This is a genomic window from Pantoea sp. X-Soil-TKNS-1279 (assembly GCF_059730565.1).
On the sequence record NZ_AP035948.1, the window covers coordinates 452614 to 470235 of the forward strand.

The 17622-nt window shown below is 56.0% G+C and carries 14 protein-coding genes; 5 read left to right on the plus strand and 9 right to left on the minus strand.

Features of this window, described 5'->3' with window-relative positions:
- Positions 1 to 221: 221 nt before the first annotated feature.
- From AC6I8N_RS02020 to AC6I8N_RS02035, 4 genes are all read right to left on the minus strand, one after another.
- A complete protein-coding gene (locus AC6I8N_RS02020) occupies positions 222 to 1631 on the minus strand; it encodes an MFS transporter (RefSeq protein ID WP_021184138.1) in 1410 nt (469 codons plus the stop codon).
- 199 nt (positions 1632 to 1830) lie between these two features.
- Positions 1831 to 3351, minus strand: coding sequence for a p-aminobenzoyl-glutamate transporter (gene abgT / locus AC6I8N_RS02025; RefSeq protein WP_021184139.1), 1521 nt, complete (start codon positions 3349 to 3351; stop codon positions 1831 to 1833).
- A gap of 92 nt (positions 3352 to 3443) precedes the next feature.
- A complete protein-coding gene (locus tag AC6I8N_RS02030; protein ID WP_497829935.1) occupies positions 3444 to 4889 on the minus strand; it encodes a M20 family metallopeptidase in 1446 nt (481 codons plus the stop codon).
- A complete protein-coding gene (locus AC6I8N_RS02035; protein ID WP_497829936.1) occupies positions 4886 to 6199 on the minus strand; it encodes an amidohydrolase in 1314 nt (437 codons plus the stop codon). The genes AC6I8N_RS02030 and AC6I8N_RS02035 overlap by 4 nt, the downstream gene beginning before the upstream one ends.
- Before the next feature lie 116 nt (positions 6200 to 6315).
- Here AC6I8N_RS02035 and AC6I8N_RS02040 point away from each other — a divergent pair, with 116 nt between their 5' ends.
- Entirely contained in the window at positions 6316 to 7218 is a 903-nt protein-coding gene (locus AC6I8N_RS02040) for a LysR family transcriptional regulator (protein WP_497829937.1), read from the plus strand.
- A gap of 78 nt (positions 7219 to 7296) precedes the next feature.
- Positions 7297 to 7722: a VOC family metalloprotein YjdN gene (yjdN, locus tag AC6I8N_RS02045; RefSeq protein ID WP_021184142.1), complete on the plus strand. Its 426-nt coding sequence runs from the start codon at positions 7297 to 7299 to the stop codon at positions 7720 to 7722.
- Positions 7723 to 7789: 67 nt separating this feature from the next.
- Here the strand turns inward: yjdN and AC6I8N_RS02050 are convergent, their stop codons facing one another.
- The 3 genes from AC6I8N_RS02050 to AC6I8N_RS02060 all read right to left on the minus strand — a co-directional run bounded on the left by AC6I8N_RS02050 (position 7790) and on the right by AC6I8N_RS02060 (position 11058).
- Positions 7790 to 8656, minus strand: coding sequence for a nucleoside-specific channel-forming protein Tsx (locus AC6I8N_RS02050; protein WP_036626344.1), 867 nt, complete (start codon positions 8654 to 8656; stop codon positions 7790 to 7792).
- A 390-nt stretch (positions 8657 to 9046) separates the two neighbouring features.
- On the minus strand, positions 9047 to 10402 hold the full coding sequence (locus AC6I8N_RS02055; RefSeq protein ID WP_497829938.1) for a sensor histidine kinase: 1356 nt from the start codon (positions 10400 to 10402) through the stop codon (positions 9047 to 9049).
- Entirely contained in the window at positions 10399 to 11058 is a 660-nt protein-coding gene (locus AC6I8N_RS02060) for a response regulator (protein WP_021184146.1), read from the minus strand. The genes AC6I8N_RS02055 and AC6I8N_RS02060 overlap by 4 nt, the downstream gene beginning before the upstream one ends.
- Before the next feature lie 163 nt (positions 11059 to 11221).
- Between AC6I8N_RS02060 and AC6I8N_RS02065 the strand changes: the two genes are divergently transcribed.
- From AC6I8N_RS02065 to AC6I8N_RS02075, 3 genes are all read left to right on the plus strand, one after another.
- Positions 11222 to 11590: a helix-turn-helix domain-containing protein gene (locus AC6I8N_RS02065; protein WP_013507554.1), complete on the plus strand. Its 369-nt coding sequence runs from the start codon at positions 11222 to 11224 to the stop codon at positions 11588 to 11590.
- A 106-nt stretch (positions 11591 to 11696) separates the two neighbouring features.
- The gene (locus AC6I8N_RS02070; RefSeq protein WP_497829939.1) at positions 11697 to 12593 is read left to right on the plus strand and encodes a LysR family transcriptional regulator; all 897 of its coding nucleotides are present in this window, start codon (positions 11697 to 11699) and stop codon (positions 12591 to 12593) included.
- Between the two features lie 111 nt (positions 12594 to 12704).
- Positions 12705 to 13913, plus strand: coding sequence for an MFS transporter (locus AC6I8N_RS02075; protein WP_208724648.1), 1209 nt, complete (start codon positions 12705 to 12707; stop codon positions 13911 to 13913).
- Between the two features lie 81 nt (positions 13914 to 13994).
- Here the strand turns inward: AC6I8N_RS02075 and AC6I8N_RS02080 are convergent, their stop codons facing one another.
- Both AC6I8N_RS02080 and AC6I8N_RS02085 read right to left on the minus strand, forming a co-directional pair.
- Positions 13995 to 16385, minus strand: a complete 2391-nt coding sequence (locus AC6I8N_RS02080) for a glucose/quinate/shikimate family membrane-bound PQQ-dependent dehydrogenase (protein ID WP_497829940.1) — start codon at positions 16383 to 16385, stop codon at positions 13995 to 13997.
- 284 nt (positions 16386 to 16669) lie between these two features.
- Positions 16670 to 17269, minus strand: a complete 600-nt coding sequence (locus AC6I8N_RS02085; protein ID WP_497829941.1) for a hypothetical protein — start codon at positions 17267 to 17269, stop codon at positions 16670 to 16672.
- Positions 17270 to 17622: the final 353 nt, after the last annotated feature.

Here is a 17622-nt window from a genome sequence, read left to right on the forward strand (position 1 = left end):
TTGCAGCTCGCCGGTGCGGCGACCGAGCAAAGGGTGCCTGGCCGCACCCTTTGCAATCCCGGGCCTCGCGCCAGCTTCCCTCGCCGCTACGCGGTGCTTTTTGCGCGATAAATCGCGCAATGAAGAGAGCACTTGGCTTTCAGGCGGTGGGGTGGCCTGAGTGATAAGCGAGAGGACAGCGCGATGCGCTGCGCGAGGACGCCGCCGGGCGGCACCTCCCCTTAAATATTCTCCAAATCAATCCCACGCGTCTTCGGACCGTAAATCCCCACCGACAGCATCACCATCAACATACTCAACACGATAAAGGCAATCACCCCTTCGCTTCCGGCATATTGCAGAATCATGCCAATCAGAATGCTACTGAACGCGGTTGACAGGCGGCTGAAGGAGTAGCAAAAACCCACCGCGCGGGCGCGAATGTGCGTCGGGAAAATCTCAGTCTGATAAGCATGGTAACTAAAGGTCAGCCAGGCGTTGCTGTAGGTAATCAGGAAGCCACAGATAATCATCAACACCGGGTTGGTCATAAAGGCGAACAGGGTGCCGAACACCACCGTCATCAACGACGACAGAACAATCTGCCACTTGTTCTCCAGCTTATCGGCGTAGCGGCTGCAAATCAGCGAACCCAGCGGGTACGCCAGGGTAATGAAAAACGCATACAACAGGCTGTGCGTCACCGTGGCCCCTTTGCCGGACAGCAGCGCTGGCAGCCAGTTGCCAAAGCCAAAGAAACCAATCGCCTGGAAGAAGTTCATCACCACCAGCATCAGGGTGCGCTTACGATACGCCGGCGCCCAAATCTCACTGAAACGGCCTTTCTTCGGCAGTTGCGCCGCCGCATCGCTGTCGGAAAAGTCTTCTCCCGGCGCAATGCCGCAGCGTTGTTCCATTGCACTCAGGACGCGATGCGCTTCCTGATGCCGTCCCTGTTGTGCCAGCCAGCGCGCCGATTCCGGCAGGTTCTTACGAATAAACCAGATCACCAGCGAGCAGAGCGCGCCAGCAATCACCACCCAACGCCAGCCTTCCAGACCAAGAATGGTTTGCGGCACCAGCCACCACGACATCAGCGCCACCGCCGGTACCGAAAGAAACTGAATAAAGAACGAGAAGGCGAAAGCGCGGCTACGCAGCTGGGTCGGCACCCACTCGGAAAGATAGGTATCGATGGTCACCAGCTCAATGCCGAGGCCAATCCCCACCAGAAAGCGGCACAGGATAATCATCTCGGCGCTCTGCTGGAACGCCATCAGCAGCGAAAATGCACCGTACCATGCCAGTGCACACATAAAGGTCAGGCGGCGGCCAAAGCGGTCTGCGTAGGGCGCGAGCAGGCTGGCACCGACAAACAGGCCAAGGAACGTGGCCGAGGCAAAAGCGGCCTGATCGGCAATGCCGAACACGCCCGCGCTACCGGTGTGGAACACGCCCGCCGCCAGTAGCCCGGAGCTGATATAGCCGGTTTCGAACAGATCGTAGAGTTCAAAGAAGCCGCCCAGTGCCAGCAGCGTAATAAAACGCCACAGGCCAGCGGAAGAGGGGAGCGCATCAATGCGTCCAGCTAAGGTGCGGCGATCCGCAGCGATAAAATCGCCAGCCATCCCTGTGGTGCAGGCTGTTGTCATTTTTGTGTGAACCTCGGTATGACGGTGTTTGCAAAACTCGCGAACGGCGGAGATTGGTTTTAAAAATAATTAACCGTTAGCAAGCGAAGGAATAGCAGAATAATCAATTACGCCCAGGTTGCCGAGAGGTGAGGCGGTGAGATTTTAGCAACGTACGTTGCAAATCACGTAAGTGTGATCGCCGTCCCTGGCGATGCGATTAATGCAGGCTGGGATAGACGCCCGGACCGATCGGTAAACCGAGTGCGTACCAGACCACCAGCAACACAATCCAGGTGGCGAAGAACACCAGCGGATAGGGGAAGATCAGTACATAATAGGTGCCAAGTTGCGCATCTTTCTGGTAGCGCTGGAGGAAACCCAGGAACAGCGGCAGGAACGGTGACATCGGGGCCAGCGGCAGCACTGCCGAGTCAGCGATACGGAAAATCATCTGCGCAAAGGCCGGGTGGAAGCCGAGCAGCATAAACATCGGCACAAACACCGGGGCGAGAATCGACCAGATGGCGGAACCGCTGGCGATAAACATACACAGGAACGCCGACAGGAACATCAGGCCAAGAAACGCCGGTGCGCCGCTGATACCGGCACTTTCCAGCATATCCGTCAAGCCAATCGCCATAAACTTACCCATGTTGCTCCAGTTGAAGAAGGCGACGAACTGTGACAGCGGAAACACCATAACAATAAAGCCCGCCATACTCTTCATCGGATCAACCAGCAATTGCGGAATATCATCCGCGCGCCGGATCTGTTTGGTCACCGCGCCATAGGCAATCGCCACCACAAAGAAGAACAGGATGATGATCGGCACAATGCCCTGAATAAACGGCGACGGGATAATGCCGCCGGTTTTCGGGTTACGCAGTGGCGCGTGTTCCGGCACCACCAGCAGCGCCATCAGCGCGATAAACACCAGCGCGGCGATACCTGCGGCTCGCAGGCCGCGGTTTTCCAGTGCGGTCAGTGGCGGCAGACGATCCTGATGGCCACCGTTCCAGGCGGGCAGACGCGGCTCGATAAACTTGTCGGTCAGCACCGCTCCGGCAATGGTCAGCACCACCACCGATGAAGCCATAAAGAACCAGTTATCGATCACGCTGACGTGCACCGTGTCGCTCACCGCTTTGGCGGCCTCGGTGCTGATACCCGACAGCAGCACATCGGTGGTGACAATCAGCAGGTTAGCGGTAAACCCGGACGCCACACCGGCGATCGCCGCCAGCAAACCCGCTACCGGATGACGTCCCACGGCGAGGAAGATCAGCGCGCCGAGCGGCGGCATCACCACCAGCGCGGCATCGGAGGAGATGTGGCTGAAGAAGGCAATAAACAACACCATATAGCTGGCGTAGCGACGGCTAACGCGTGACGCCATCTTGACCATCAGCGATTGCAGCAGACCGACCTTTTCTGCCAGACCGGCACCAATCACCAATGCCAGAATCGAACCCAGCGGGGTAAAACTGCTGAAGTTCTTGATGATATTGGGCAGGATCCACTGCAACCCGGCTACACTCAGCAGGTTATTGACCCGCACCAGCTCACCGTTGGTCGGATTCTTCACCGCCAGATCCAGACCGCTGATGATGGCCGTCGCGACCATCAGCACCACAATCAAATAGACGAACAATAAAAAAGGATTCGGTATTTTGTTACCGACCCGCTCAATCCAGCTAAACAGCTTCCCTGGGCTGCGATTCTCCGTGGTGACTTCCATCGGCATTTCCTCGTCTCGTTATGTTGTATTTGCGTAAAAATTTTATTGTTTTGGATACGACTGCCCGCGCCTGCATGGGCGCGGGTTTATTATCAGGATGCCAGTTTTGACGGTTTTACCCCTGGCGGAATCGGGCATTGATAGGGTTGCTCGCTGCGTACGCGGATAAACTCGTCGCGGCAGCGTGCCAGAGCGGCATCATTGGTCAACAGGGTCAGTGCCGTGGCGGCCAGTACTTTTGCCGCCAGGCACATACCTTTGTGGGCGATAGCGGTGCGACCCTGCGCCACCAGTTGCCAGGTATGCAGCGGCGTACCGAAGGCAAAGCACGGCGCGAAGCACTGCGCGGTGGGTGTCACCCAACTGACATCGCCCACATCGGTGGAGCCATACAGCAGCTCACGCGTTACTGCATACGGGGCAACGTCATCCATCAGCACTTTGTCCCCCAGCGCCTCGCTCCAGGCAACTCCGGCTTCACCGCCGGTGCGTGCCGCGTTGAGTCGGGCGTTGCGCAGATCGTCTTTGGTTAAGGTGGCGCGGATCTGCGTCGCAAAGGCCCGCTCATCGTCGTTGTAATCCGGCAGGCCAAACTGATGCAGATAACCCTCCATCACCGCTTCCAGCGCGCGGTTGGGAACGTAGTTGGAGCAGGCTTTATCGAAGCGCACCGTCATTTGTGTGTCGGTCATCAGCGCTGCGCCTTTGGCGATATTGATCACCCGCTGATAAATATCCTGAGCCTGATCGAGTTGTGGCGCGCGAATCAGGTACAACACTTCGGCATCGGCCTGTACCACGTTGGGAGAGACGCCGCCGGTGTTGGTGACGGCATAATGGACGCGCGCTTCCTGCACGATATGTTCACGCAGAAAGTTCGCGCCGGTATTCATCAGTGTGACGGCGTCGAGGGCGCTGCGCCCCAGATGTGGCGAGTTGGCCGCGTGCGCTGCCACCCCTTTGAAGTGGAACGCTGCCTGGATATTGGCAAGGGTGCTGAGGTTAAACATGCCGCTGAAACCTTCCGGGTGCCAGGTCACTGCCGCATCAACATCGTCAAACAACCCTTCGCGCACCATATAGGTTTTGCCGGAACCGCCTTCTTCGCCGGGGCAACCGTAAAAACGCAGCGTGCCGCGCTGGCCGTGCTCTGCCCACCAGGCCTTGATGGCGAAGGCGGCCGCCAGACCTGCCGTACCTAACAGGTTGTGACCGCAACCGTGGCCGTTACCGTTCTCCACCAGCGGCTGCGGCTCAGCGCAGGCCGCTTTCTGGCTCAGACCGGCCAGGGCATCGAACTCACCCAGAATGGCGATTACCGGTTTACCGCTACCGATGCTGGCGATAAACGCCGTTTCGATCCCCCCCACGCCACGCTCGACGCTGAAGCCTTCCTGCTCCAGTGCATCGGCCAGTAACGCCGAGGATTGCGTCTCTTCAAAACGGGTTTCTGGCACATCCCAGATGGCGTCGCTGATGGCGCTGAAGCGCGCCTGATGTTGATTGATGTAGTGATCGATAAACTCAGGATGGCTCATGACTGGACTCCGAACTGTGCCCCGTTCAGTGCCAGCGTAGCGAGGGTTTGTACCGCCACCGCCATGATGCCTTCATCGAAATCGAACTTCGCGTTGTGGTGGCCTGCCGCCAGCTCGCAGCCGAAAATCACGTAGGATGCCTGACCGCCGCGCTGCTGCACGCGCTCCAGCATATAGGTGGCATCTTCGGAACCGGCGGCCTGCTTTTTGGTGTCGATGACCGAGTCGAACAGCCCCAGCGCTTCTGCCTGCTGGTGGATAAACGCGACCCACGGTTGGCTTGGGGTGCAGCTACGTGCGCCGCCCATCAGTTTGACGTCGGATTCAACGCCGTACATCGCTGCGGCACCGGCAATCACACGCAGCGCCTGCTGATAAATATCGTCGTTCACCTGGTTACTGACGCCGCGCGTCTCAACCTTCATCAGCGCGGTGTCGGCCACCACGTTGCGGCCGGTCCCAGCCTGCAACACGCCGACGTTAACACGCGCCACGCCGCCGCTGTGTTGCGGCAGGTTGTGCAGCGCCAGCGTGGCCTGCGCAGCGGCCAGCAGGGCGTTGCGTCCCTCTTCCGGGCGACCACCCGCATGGGCTCCCACCCCGGTGAATTGCACATCAAGTTTGGTGGTGGCGAGGAAGCTGTCGCTGCCGCAAACGATTTCGCCGGCAGGCACGCCGGTGCCGAGATGGATGGCGGTAAACAGATCCACATCGTCCACTACGCCCGCCGCAACCATCGCTTTTGCACCACGCACGCCCTCTTCGGCGGGCTGGAAAATCAGTTTGATGGTGCCGCTCAGTTGGTCTTTCATCGCCATCAACACGTTGGCGAGGCCAAGGCCGATGGTGGTATGACCGTCATGACCGCAGGCGTGCATCATGCCCGCATTGCAGGAGGCAAAGCCTTCGCGCTGCGGCAGATGATCGGCGACGGTGCTTTCATTGAGGTCGAGCGCATCCATATCGACGCGGAAGCCCATCACCGGGCCAGGGCGACCGGTTGCCAGGGTGGCAACAATGCCACAGAAGCCGCCGGAGAAATGGCTGAGCCACTGCGGCAGCGCCCCCTGCTCCAGGGCGCGCGCTTCCTGTGCCGCCAGTACTGCGGCTGAAGGCAACCCCATACGCGCATCGGCATCCACCACTTCACGGCCCAGTTGCAGTTGATAACCAAGACGATGCAGCTCCTCGGCAACCAGGGTGGCGGTACGAAATTCCAGCCAGCCCGACTCAGCAAACTGATGCAGGTCGCGTCGCCAGCTTTGCATTTGTGGTACCAGGGCGCTGACGCGGTCGGAAAGGGTTTTCATCGGCATATCCTTTATGTTGGTTTTTTATGCATTGTCCCGAATCTACACAATGGTATTGGCGCGCATAAGATGCGAATATCTTGTGCCTGATAAACAACGGTTATCACCGAGTAACTATGCCTGCTAACTTAAAATTGCATCAGCTCCGCGCCTTTGTTGATGTGGCCCGCCAGGGCAGCATCCGCTCTGCCAGCCGTCTGTCAGGCGTATCGCAGCCTGCGCTGACTAAGTCGATCCAGGAACTGGAATTGGTACTCGGCGCGCGTTTATTTGAACGACGCCATCAGGGCGTTACCCTGACCGATATTGGTGATAACTTTTTTCGGCATGCCAGCCTGGTGCTGGAAGAACTGCGCGTCGCGCAGGAAGATATTCAGCAGCGACTGGGGCTGGCGGGCGGCAGGGTGAATATTGGCGTCGGCGGCAGCATCGCGCGTACCGTGATGCCGCAGGTGATCAATCATTTTCACCGCGAATATCCGCTGGTAAAGGTGCGTATCGTCGAAGGCCAACTGGTGGCGATGGTACATGAGCTGCGCCAGGGGGAGCTGGATTTCACCATCAACACTTACGACCAAAGCCATCTCGATCAGGAATTGACCTACGAACGACTGATGGAGCGAGATTATCAGGTGGTGGTGCGTAAAGGCCATCCGATGGCTCATGCACGCTCGCTGGCGGAGTTGCAGCATTGTGACTGGACCATGCCGACGCCGCAGGGCAGCTATTATCGGCTGCTGCACGATATGTTTGGCGAGCGCGGCATGGCACCGAAAATCGTCGTCACCTGCGAAACCTTTATGGCCTGTACCAGCCTGGTGGCAAAGACCGATTTCGTCAGCATTATCTCGCGAGATGTGATTGAAGACCCAACCCACGGCGGCCTGCTGGTGGCGCTGGAGCTGGATGATCCGTTACCCAAGGCAAACTTTTATCTGATTCAGCGTAAGGACACGGCGTTGACGCCGATGAGCGCCTATATGGCGCAGCTGTTCCGGCGCTATTGTCAACAAAGGTAAGAGTGCGGCCCGGCTCGCGTCCTGTTTGGCTGGCAGCCACTACACTTGGCATCGGGCGTTCACTCTGGAGAACCGACCATGCAAATTACCCCTTATTTGTTTTATGACGGCCGCTGCGAAGAGGCCATCGCATTCTACCTTGAGGCGACTGACGGCGAGTTGCTGTTTAAAATGACCTTTGGCGATATGCCGGAGACGGAATCCACAGAAGGTTGTCCTTCCGGGATGACCTTTCCGCCGGAACATATCATGCACGCGCACCTGCGCATCGGGCAGGGTGAAATTATGTTGAGTGACGGGAATCGTGAGGCGCATTACAACGGCTTTGCAGTGAGTCTCTCCACGCCGGATGAAGTGCAGGGCAAGCGATGGTTTGATGCGTTGTCTGCCGGCGGGCAGGTGACAAAAAGCTGGGAGCCGACGTTCTGGGCGAATGGTTTTGGCATGTTCACCGATAAGTTCGGTGTGCCGTGGATGGTGAATGCTTATAAACCAAGAATTTAGTCACCGATTTTACCCCGTAGCGGCGCGATTAATCGCGCCGCTACGGATGAAGGTGGCGTTAGCTAAGTTAGAAGTTATAACCCACAACCAGGTAGTAACCCCAGCCGGTTGATTTCACTTCAAACGGACCATTGCCGAAGTTCAGCTCCTGGCCATCAGCCCACTGTCCACCGTTGTGGAAATAACGCGCCACGGTAGAAACATGCCAGTGGTCGTAGTTCAGCGACAGAATGTGGCTGGATGCAATCGAGTTGCTGGTACGTGATGGACCGGTTTCGTCACGCAGATCGGAACCCCAGTCGAAGTTGGTGAAGCCGATATAGCTCAGCTTACCGCCCCACAGGTCGGTAATCGGAACAAAGTATTTCACCTTGAAGCGATAGCCATCCCAGCTGTTTTCGTTGGCGGCACCGTAGTTCTGCCACTGGTATTTCGCGTACACGTTCAGCGACAGGCCCACATCGGAATGGGTGTCGATATCGGTGCCCAGACCCATATACCAGGTGTTCTGGCGCTGCGACGCGTTGCGGCCCATGTCGTAGATGTAGTTGTTGGCGAAGTACCACTCTTTAAACGGACCAAACGCCAGGCTGGTGCCGGTCAGCTTATCGATGGAGAAACGCGGCTCAATTTCCATGAACAGCGGCGAACCGTGGTCGAAAATACCGTTAGCGTTGCTGTTGCCCAGACCGAAGAAGTTGGTCAGGTCGGCGTAGCCGTAGAAATCAAACCAGTCCTTTTTGGCAAAGGCTTCGTATTCCAGATACACGTCGTTGTTAAACTGTGGTCCGAAACGGGTGTGATAACTGCCCACCACGTTGACGCTCTGATGCCACCAGTCGGAAAGGTATTGCGGGTTGCTGTCTGCTGCTTGGGTCGCGCCGGTCCAGCTGCTGGCCAGTAAGGCCCCTGCTATCAATGCTTTATATTTCATTATCGTTAACCACATGCTCGTGATCGTCGCAAAAATGCGCGATCGGTGTCAGTCGATCCCAGGGGTGGGCGGTGAATTGTTTTAAGCCGGTCTGAGCTGCCGGTTTTTAAAGCTCGCGTAGGGTGCCTGTATCAGTCCGATAGAAAATAGATTTTGATCACGTTTGTCAAAAAGTGTTGCAATTCCATTCACCAAAAATGTGAGTTATGTCACATAAGTGTCATGGGCCGAACGGAACCCCGCAACCGTTTACGTTGTCGCGACGCGTTGCAAAATGCTTATGGGGGAATCGGATGTAGCGGCGCGATTTATCGCGCATGTTTTGCGTGGAGGGGCACAGCACAAAAAAACAGCGCGATAAATCGCGCCGTTACGGATGAGGGACAGCTATTAAGGGAGGGTAACTCGCACCTGCAAACCGCAAATCTGACCCTGCGGATTGAGGCAGTTCGACAGTGCCACCTGCATACGGTGTTTTTGCGCCACGCTGCGAACAATCGACAGCCCAAGGCCGCTACCCTGGGCCTGCACATCAGGCGAGCGAGTGAAGCGGTCAAACGCGCGTTCGATAAAGCCTTCCGGCATACCCGGCCCGTTATCAACAATATCCACCACGGTGTGATTGCCGACGCGATGCAGCAGCACATCCACCAGGCTGCCTTCGGGGGTGTGCAGCATGGCATTACCGATCAGGTTGTCAAACAGGCTGCGTAAATCGGAACGACTGGCCTGGATGCGGTAGTGGGCAGTGCCGTTAAAACCGATATCAATTCCACGCTTATCGGCCACCACCATCAGCTGCTCGATACTCTCCTTCAGCAGGTCTTCCAGCTCAATATTTTCTACCGTGGCGACCACCGACTGATCTTCCTGGCGCGAGATGTTCAGCAGCTGTGTCACCAGATGGCGGGTACGGGTCACGCCCGCTTCCAGTTGATCAAACTGACGGCTGGCCTCGCCCGGTTGAATATGCTGGCGTAGGTTCTCCAGCTGCAACGTCACGGCGGTTACCGGCGTACGCAGTTCGTGGGCGGCATCTTCGAGGAACTGGCGCTGTGACGACCAGGCAGCACGCAGTTTATCCAGCAGCGAGTTATAGGCGGCAACCAGCGGCAGGATCTCGTCCGGTAAGCCATCCGGGGGGACGCTGTCGGGATGCAACATCTCCTGGGCGGCAATCTGGCGCGAGGCCACGCGTAAGTCGCGCGTGATGGCGCGCACCACCAGCCAGATCACCAGCAGCGAGAGCGGCATCATTAAAATCAACGGGATAATGGCTGACAGTGCGCGCTTCACCATTACGCTTTTCATATAGCCGATGTTGTAGAGCACCTGAATGGCAGCGATTTCACTGCCGGGTTCACCGGGGCGATTGAAGACACGCCAGTCGCAGTCTTCACAATCTCCGATCTTAACGTCACTCCAGCCTTTTTTACTCTGCAATGGCGCATTCAACTCCGGCCAGGAACTGGCGCGCAGCTGCTGATTGTCATCCCACAATTGCACCACATAGGCGCTTTTGAGTTTATCGGCGTTGAGCATCAGCGGCATCAGGGCAGGAATGCGTTTGCTGCTGGCCCAGGCATCGGCGATTTTTGCCAGCTGATCGTCCTTCATAGTGCCGATCATGTCGCCGTAGCAGCTGTAAAAATAGGAGGTGACACCACCGATCATCGCCAGATGTATCAGCAACAGGGTGGTCAGCAATTTATTACGCAGGGAACGCATAAACGTGAAGGGTTTCATATTGCAGGGACTCGCCACCCCAGGCCGCGCACGTTGCGAATCACTTCGTTATCCAGCTTGCGGCGCATGCCATGAATTAAGACATCAACCGCATTGCTGGTGACTTCTTCGCCCCAGCCGTAGATGCGGTTTTCCAGTTGTTCGCGTGAAAGAATGGCGCCCGGACGCTCCAGCAGCGCATAAAGCAGGGCGTATTCACGCGCGGTAAGTTGCTCACGCTGCCCTTTATACAGTACTTCACGCGTCATCATATCGAGCTGCACGTCGCCGCTGCCTAACAGGGAATCCGCCGCACCGTGACGACGTCGGGTAATCGCTCGCATTCGCGCCAGGACCTCTTGTAAATCAAAGGGTTTTAGCAGGTAATCATCGGCACCGCTGTCGAGTCCCTGAACACGCTGGGCCACGGTATCACGCGCGGTCAGCACCAGCACCGGCGTCATATCGCCACGGGTACGGGCGCGGCGTAGGACATGGATGCCATCTTCCCGCGGTAAGCCCAGGTCGAGTAACACGCAGCTGTAGCCGCCTTCAGTCCAGGCATTGGTGGCAAACACGCCATCCCGTACCCAGTCCACCGACCAGCCAGCGGCCTCCAGCGCCTGCTGCAAGTTCGCGCCAATCATTTCATCATCTTCAACCAGCAGCACACGCATGATGCCCTCCCAAATGTATGAACAAAGTGTAGCGCTGGAAAATTAGCGCAGAATTACACCCGTTTTCCCCTTGCTAATTCTGCGCTAATTTTCCGCTAATTAAGGGATAAATTTAACGCGCTAAAGTGGCTTCACTGGACATCACGTCGTATCAGGAGGAGCCATGAATCAGAGTCAATTTATCCGCAGTTTGCTGGACTGGATAGAAGACAACTTAGGACACGATTTGCATCTGGATGAAGTCGCACGCCGTTCCGGGTATTCCCGCTGGCATCTGCAACGTCTGTTTCGTCAGCACACCGGATTTTCACTGGCTGAGTACATTCGCCAGCGTCGGTTGACCGAATCGGCGTTGACGTTACTGAACAGTGATGAGGCGATCCTGCAAGTGGCGATGAGCTACGGCTTCGACACGCAGCAGGCTTACACCCGCACCTTTAAAAACTACTTCCGCGTCACACCGGGTCAGCTGCGTCGTCAGCGCCGTGTCGAACCAGATCGTCTGTTATTTCCGCTGGCGGTGGCCAGTTGAGTCGCCAACCTGATTTCCCATTGCCATGTGGGCGCGGGAAATCAGGTGCTATTCCGCACCAATCCTTTTAAGCTGCTGTTCTCCCTTACTCTGCCGGTTATGGACAATGGACAACAGCGACAATCTCACCGCCATGATGCTGTTTGCGCGCGTGGTTGAACGGCAAAGTTTTAGCGAAGCAGCCCGCACCCTCGGTGTATCAAAATCCTATGTCAGCCGTGAAATTGCCCGGCTGGAAGTACGCCTCGGCATCAAATTATTGCAGCGTACCACGCGTAAAGTGGCATTGACGGAACTTGGCCAGGCCTATTATCCCTTTTGCATCCGCCTGATGGATGAGATGCATCGCGCTGATGCCTTTGTCCAACAGGTGCATCAACTGCCGACCGGCAACGTGCGTTTGCAGGCACCGGTGACCTTTGGCTGCCAGTGCGTGGTGCCGACGTTAAACCGCTTTATTCGTCGCCATATCCATATCAATGTTGATCTTGAACTGACCGATCGTGTCAGTGAAGACCTTTCGAACCTCGCGGATGTGGCGATCGTCATTCGCGCGCGTGCACCAGAAACCCCTGATTATCGCGAATTGAGCACCATTGACTGGGGCTTGTACGCCGCGCCTGATTATCTGGCCGCGCATCCGGTTATCGATCATCCCGAAAAGCTCACGCGCCACGATTTGTTGTTGTTCCACGGCCCAGCCCACACCGCTGCGCTACCGTTTCGCCGTGATAAGCAGCGGCTGGCGTTGGATGTTCGTAGTCGCTTCCGTGCCAATAACAGCATGGCATTGCTGAATGCGGCGCTGGCAGGCACCGGTATTGCCTATCTACCGGCTTATATGACGCGTGAAGCGTTGGTGCAGGGGGATATCGTGCAGGTGCTGCCGGAGTGGCAAATGGATCGCCTGCACAGTTATCTGCTGCTGAAAACGCAGCCAGAACCCTCCTCGCCAGTGACGTTATTGTGCGATGCGCTGATCACCGCATTGGGTGAGAACTGATTGTTGCATTTTGGCAACAATAGCGCGCTGCGTGGCAAATATCCCGGTCGCTCTGTTATCGACACGATGCCGCTGTTAGCCTGAATGTCAGCTTAAAACAGGGATATCATCATGCAGCAACCTCCAACGGCGTTAGCGCCTGAACAGCAACACTGGCGGCGAAATTTGTTCGTCTGCGTACTCGGTTCCTTCAGCACCATCGTGGCGATGACGCTTCTGCTGCCGTTTTTGCCGTTGTATGTACAGCAACTCGGGGTGCAGGAACCGGCAGCGATTGCACGCTGGTCGGGGGCGGCCTATGGCGCTACCTTCCTCAGCGCTGCGCTGACTGCGCCGCTGTGGGGCAAGCTGGCGGATCGCTATGGTCGCAAACTGATGCTGATCCGCGCCAGCCTGGGGATGGCGATTGCCATGTCATTGATTGGGATGGCAACCGCGCCCTGGCAACTGGTGGCGTTGCGTCTGCTGGCTGGTTTGCTCGGCGGCTACGCATCCGGCTCCACCATTCTGGTGGCGGCACAAACGCCGAAAGAGCAGACCGGCTGGGCGCTGGGTATGCTGTCGTCCGGTATTATGGCGGGTAATGTGGTGGGGCCGTTACTGGGCGGCGTGCTGCCGCCGTTGATCGGCATTCGTCATACCTTTTGGCTGACCGGTGCGGTGATTTTTCTCGCTTTTCTCGCCACCACTTTTTTGCTGAAAGAAGCGCCGCGTCAGGCGAAAAAGGCGGTACAGAGCAGCAGCGCCGATGAGAAAGCGGTGAACCTGCCGGTGGTACGTTTGATGTGGTTATCCGGCATGTTATTGATTTTCGCCAATATGTCGATTGAACCGATTATCACGCTGTATGTCGGGCAGTTTGTCAGCGGCGACCACGCGATTACCGTCACCGCCGGCCTGGTGATGGCAGCCGCTGCACTCGGCAGCATTCTTTCTGCACCACGTCTCGGACGGCTGGCCGACCGTATCGGTCATGGCCGGGTACTGATTTATGGTTTGATTGCATGCGCGTTGCTGCTGATTCCTCAGGCGTTTATTACCGCAGCCTGGCAACTGGTGGTGCTGCGTTTTCTGATGGGGATGGCCTTGGGTGGGCTGATGCCGTGCGTCACGGCGTTGATTCGCCACAATGTGCCGCAAACCCAGGTGGGGAAAATGCTGGGATACTCAACGTCGGCGCAGTATGTCGGTCAGGTGAGCGGCCCGTTGTTTGGCGGCTTTGTCGGCGGGGCTTTCGGCATGCGGCCAGTGTTTCTGGCAACCTGCGTGATTATGGCGTTGTGTGCGGTGTTGAATGCGCGGGTGCTGCGGAAGCATTGATTCGTAACGGCGCGATAAATCGCGCCGTTACGGTTTTGAATGCATAAAACAGGCGGACTGAGTCCGCCTGTTTTATTTACGCTATTTATTGTCCGGCAGTGCGTAGGCAATCACATAATCGCCCAGCTTGGTGCCAAACGAACCGTGACCACCGGCAGCGATGACAACATACTGCTTGCCATCTATTTCGTAGGTCATCGGCGTTGCCTGGCCGCCTGCTGGCAGACGTGCCTGCCACAGCATTTCACCGGTGTTGGTGCTGAAGGCACGCAGGTAGTTATCTGCGGTCGCACCGATGAAGAATACGTTACCGGCTGTGGTGATCGGGCCGCCGAGCATCGGCATACCCATCTTGAACGGCAGCGGAACCGGCGCGCTATCGCGAACCGTACCAATGCGTTTTTTCCACACGGTTTCGTTGGTTTTCAGGTCAACGGCAGAGACATAGCCCCACGCCGGTTGTTTACAAGGCAGACCAAACGGTGACAGGAACGCGTTCAGTTCCACGCCATACGGCACGCCGTACTGAGGCTGGATACCGGTTTCGGTGCCAGAACCCCCTTCCGCGCCTTTCGGCGGCTCGATCGGGTTGCCCGGACCGCGCGGAATCAGTTTGGAGACGAACGGCAGGGCCATCGGGTTAGCGATAGCGATCTGGCGATGCGGATCGACCGCAATGCCGCCCCATTCGAACATTCCGAGGTTACCCGGGAACACCAGCGTACCCTGCTCAGACGGCGGGGTGAACGGACCGTCATAGCGCAGACGCTTGAAGATCACGCGGCACACCAGCTGGTCGTACATGGTCGCGCCCCACATATCCTTATCAGTCAGATTCTGCTTCGGACGGAAGGTCAGTTCTGAATAAGGCTGAGTCGGAGAAACGTGGTCACCTTTCGCTGCGCCCTGCGGAACCGGGGTTTCCGGTGCCGGAACGACTGGCTTACCGGTACGACGATCCAGCACAAAGATGTTACCGGTTTTCGCCGGAGCATAAATCACCGGTACGGTGTTGCCATCTTTGTCAGTGATATCGGCCAGCGTCGGCTGTGACGGCAGGTCCATATCCCACAGATCGTGATGCACGGTCTGATACGACCACACCAGCTTACCGGTGGTGGCGTTCAGCGCCAGTACGCTGCTCGCATAGCGCTCCTGTTCTGGTGTGCGGTTACCGCCCCAGATATCCGGGGTAGACACGCCCATCGGCAGATAAACGATATCCAGTTTCGGATCGTACACCGCCGGCGCCCAGGAGTTCGGCGAGTTCATGGTGAAGGTATGTTCATCATCAGGAATCGCGTTCGGATCTTTCGCGCCCGGATCGAACACCCACAGCAGTTTACCGGTATTGACGTCAAAGCCACGGATGGCACCAGACGGCTCACGGGTTGAGTAGTTATCCGTCACCGCACCGGCAATCACAATGGTGGTATCGGTGATGATCGGTGGTGAAGTCGGCTCATACTGGCCTGGGGTCAGCACCGGCTGTTTGTGTTGCAGATCCAGCTCGCCGTTGTTGCCGAAAGCAGCACAACGCTCACCGGTTTCCGCATCCAGCGCGAACAGACGACCATCGTTTACCGGCAGGTAAATGCGGCGTGAGCACAGCGCAGGCTGGGTGCCAGACGCATCAGCAGCGGCCGGAATTTCGTGGTAAGAAACGCCACGACAGGTTACGTGCTGGAAGGTCGGGTTCGGCTTCAAGCCCGGATCAAATTTCCACTTCTGCTTACCGGTTTTCGCATCCAGTGCAAACAGGATTTGGTGCGGTGAGCAGAGATACAGGGTGTCGCGAATTTTAATCGGGGTCACTTCATCAGTGATTTCACCCGGATCGTTTGGCGTCTTCAGGTCACCCGTCTGGAACTGCCAGGCAACTTGCAGATTTTTCACGTTATCTGCGTTGATCTGCTTCAGCGGTGAGAAGCGGGTGCCTTGCTGGTCACGCGCGTAAGCAGGCCAGTCGCCATCGGCGATGTTGCTCAGCGGTTGTGCCTGCGGGGCATTGGCTTCGGTGGCTGGCAGAGTGCCATTCAGCTCTTGCGGATCGTGGAATACTGCCCACGCCAGCACCAGCGCACTGGCAACCAGGGCGATGCCCATAATACCCAGCGCACCTTTTCCGGCGTTGTTGAGTTTGCGATACACAAACGGCAACACCAGCCAGACGCCAAAAATCACCAGCACGTCAGTACGCGGTGCCAGCGCCCAGAAGTCGAAACCGACTTCCCATACGCCCCACACCAACGTAGCCAGCAGCAGCAAGGCGTACAACACCAATGCTGAACCGCTACGACGCCACAGCAGAATAGCGGTGATTAACATAACCACACCGCCAATTACGTAGTACCAGGAACCTCCAATGGCGGCTAACCACGCGCCGCCAATCAGCATAAACGCCCCTGTCAGCAGTGCGAACAGCACTGTCAGGAAACGAATTACGCCAAAAGATGAGGAATTTTTCCCCATAATGTTGACCTCTTTTTTCGCCATAAGACTAAAGGAAACAACGCGTTGCGCCGAATCCCGATATAAGGTACGAGGTGATGTAAATGTCCACTCCGGAACGCTTCCGTGACGCCTGATGATCCCTTTGCGTTAAATTTTATCTTAAAAACGTTAACAGGTTTGATCTTTTTCAGCGCTTTGGACTTCAGAATGGGGAATGACACAACATTTTATAAGGGTATTACCGGTAACATGCCCGAATTAATCGGGCTTTTTTTGCTGAGCGCGCTATTTTGTGTAACCGTTTACACTTCAAATAAATCGCTGCTGGTGCGTTGTTCCTGCCAGCCACTGATATGTAATCGAGCATAGCACTCATCCGTCAGTGTTAAAGTCGGGGTGCGTAATATCACCTCAGCTTCTCTTTCCCGGAAGGCAGAGAGGAGAAAGGGAAAGCTGAACTTGAGATAATTTTCGTTGAAAAAAACATGGGTCAGCACAATGCCGCTGAAGGGAAATGCCTCAATATTTCGCCACTGGGTTCCCGGTGTCGCTACATCATAGAGCCAGAAACTAAAATCCTGTGCCAGGGACTTTAAGGCGGGACCATTCTGCTGCAACGCCTCATAGTTAATGGCCAGTCGGACATTGTCTGATCGCAGGCAGGAATAATTTTCTGGTGTCTGTAATAAATCCGTAAGCCTATTTCCCTGTAATGGGGTAATTATTAACGTTGTTTCATCAAAAAATTGGTTATGTAAGGAAACTATGTTGCGATCGTTAAGTGATGCATGACTATTCTGCCCAGAATTTATAAGGGGTGATGAATAGCAAGCACCGGTTATCCTGCCATCGAAGCGGCGGATACGCTCAGTAACATAAGGGTTGTATGAACTGTTTTCCATTTATCTCTATAAATATATTAATTAACTGGAAGGGTTTATTTATAATAAAAATGGTGCGACTGCTGCTGTGAACAGTTTTCTAATATAAAACGTTTCCTTTGTGAAGATCACCTTTTTTATCTGTCTCTGCTAAAGAGATATTAGGTATTATTAATACATTAATTAACGCCTTATTGCCCCTCTCTGGTGATTTACGCTATTTCCTCAATAAAAAAATAAGCCTGCTAATATTCAGAGCTCTATGCTTAGATTTTTTTATATAACCAACTGTTTTTAAAGAGCACGCCTTGCCGTTGCCTGTGCCGCCAAAATCCCGCACTCTGTCGCCTGAAAAAGATAAGGAAAACCTCAGC

What these genes read in the sequence shown, in the direction of transcription:
- AC6I8N_RS02020 (WP_021184138.1), bottom strand. Translation starts at nt 1,631, where the DNA reads ATGACAACAGCCTGCACCACAGGGATGGCTGGCGATTTTATCGCTGCG.
- abgT (WP_021184139.1), bottom strand. Translation starts at nt 3,351, where the DNA reads ATGGAAGTCACCACGGAGAATCGCAGCCCAGGGAAGCTGTTTAGCTGG.
- AC6I8N_RS02030 (WP_497829935.1), bottom strand. Translation starts at nt 4,889, where the DNA reads ATGAGCCATCCTGAGTTTATCGATCACTACATCAATCAACATCAGGCG.
- AC6I8N_RS02035 (WP_497829936.1), bottom strand. Translation starts at nt 6,199, where the DNA reads ATGAAAACCCTTTCCGACCGCGTCAGCGCCCTGGTACCACAAATGCAA.
- AC6I8N_RS02040 (WP_497829937.1), top strand. Translation starts at nt 6,316, where the DNA reads ATGCCTGCTAACTTAAAATTGCATCAGCTCCGCGCCTTTGTTGATGTG.
- yjdN (WP_021184142.1), top strand. Translation starts at nt 7,297, where the DNA reads ATGCAAATTACCCCTTATTTGTTTTATGACGGCCGCTGCGAAGAGGCC.
- AC6I8N_RS02050 (WP_036626344.1), bottom strand. Translation starts at nt 8,656, where the DNA reads ATGAAATATAAAGCATTGATAGCAGGGGCCTTACTGGCCAGCAGCTGG.
- AC6I8N_RS02055 (WP_497829938.1), bottom strand. Translation starts at nt 10,402, where the DNA reads ATGAAACCCTTCACGTTTATGCGTTCCCTGCGTAATAAATTGCTGACC.
- AC6I8N_RS02060 (WP_021184146.1), bottom strand. Translation starts at nt 11,058, where the DNA reads ATGCGTGTGCTGCTGGTTGAAGATGATGAAATGATTGGCGCGAACTTG.
- AC6I8N_RS02065 (WP_013507554.1), top strand. Translation starts at nt 11,222, where the DNA reads ATGAATCAGAGTCAATTTATCCGCAGTTTGCTGGACTGGATAGAAGAC.
- AC6I8N_RS02070 (WP_497829939.1), top strand. Translation starts at nt 11,697, where the DNA reads ATGGACAACAGCGACAATCTCACCGCCATGATGCTGTTTGCGCGCGTG.
- AC6I8N_RS02075 (WP_208724648.1), top strand. Translation starts at nt 12,705, where the DNA reads ATGCAGCAACCTCCAACGGCGTTAGCGCCTGAACAGCAACACTGGCGG.
- AC6I8N_RS02080 (WP_497829940.1), bottom strand. Translation starts at nt 16,385, where the DNA reads ATGGGGAAAAATTCCTCATCTTTTGGCGTAATTCGTTTCCTGACAGTG.
- AC6I8N_RS02085 (WP_497829941.1), bottom strand. Translation starts at nt 17,269, where the DNA reads ATGGAAAACAGTTCATACAACCCTTATGTTACTGAGCGTATCCGCCGC.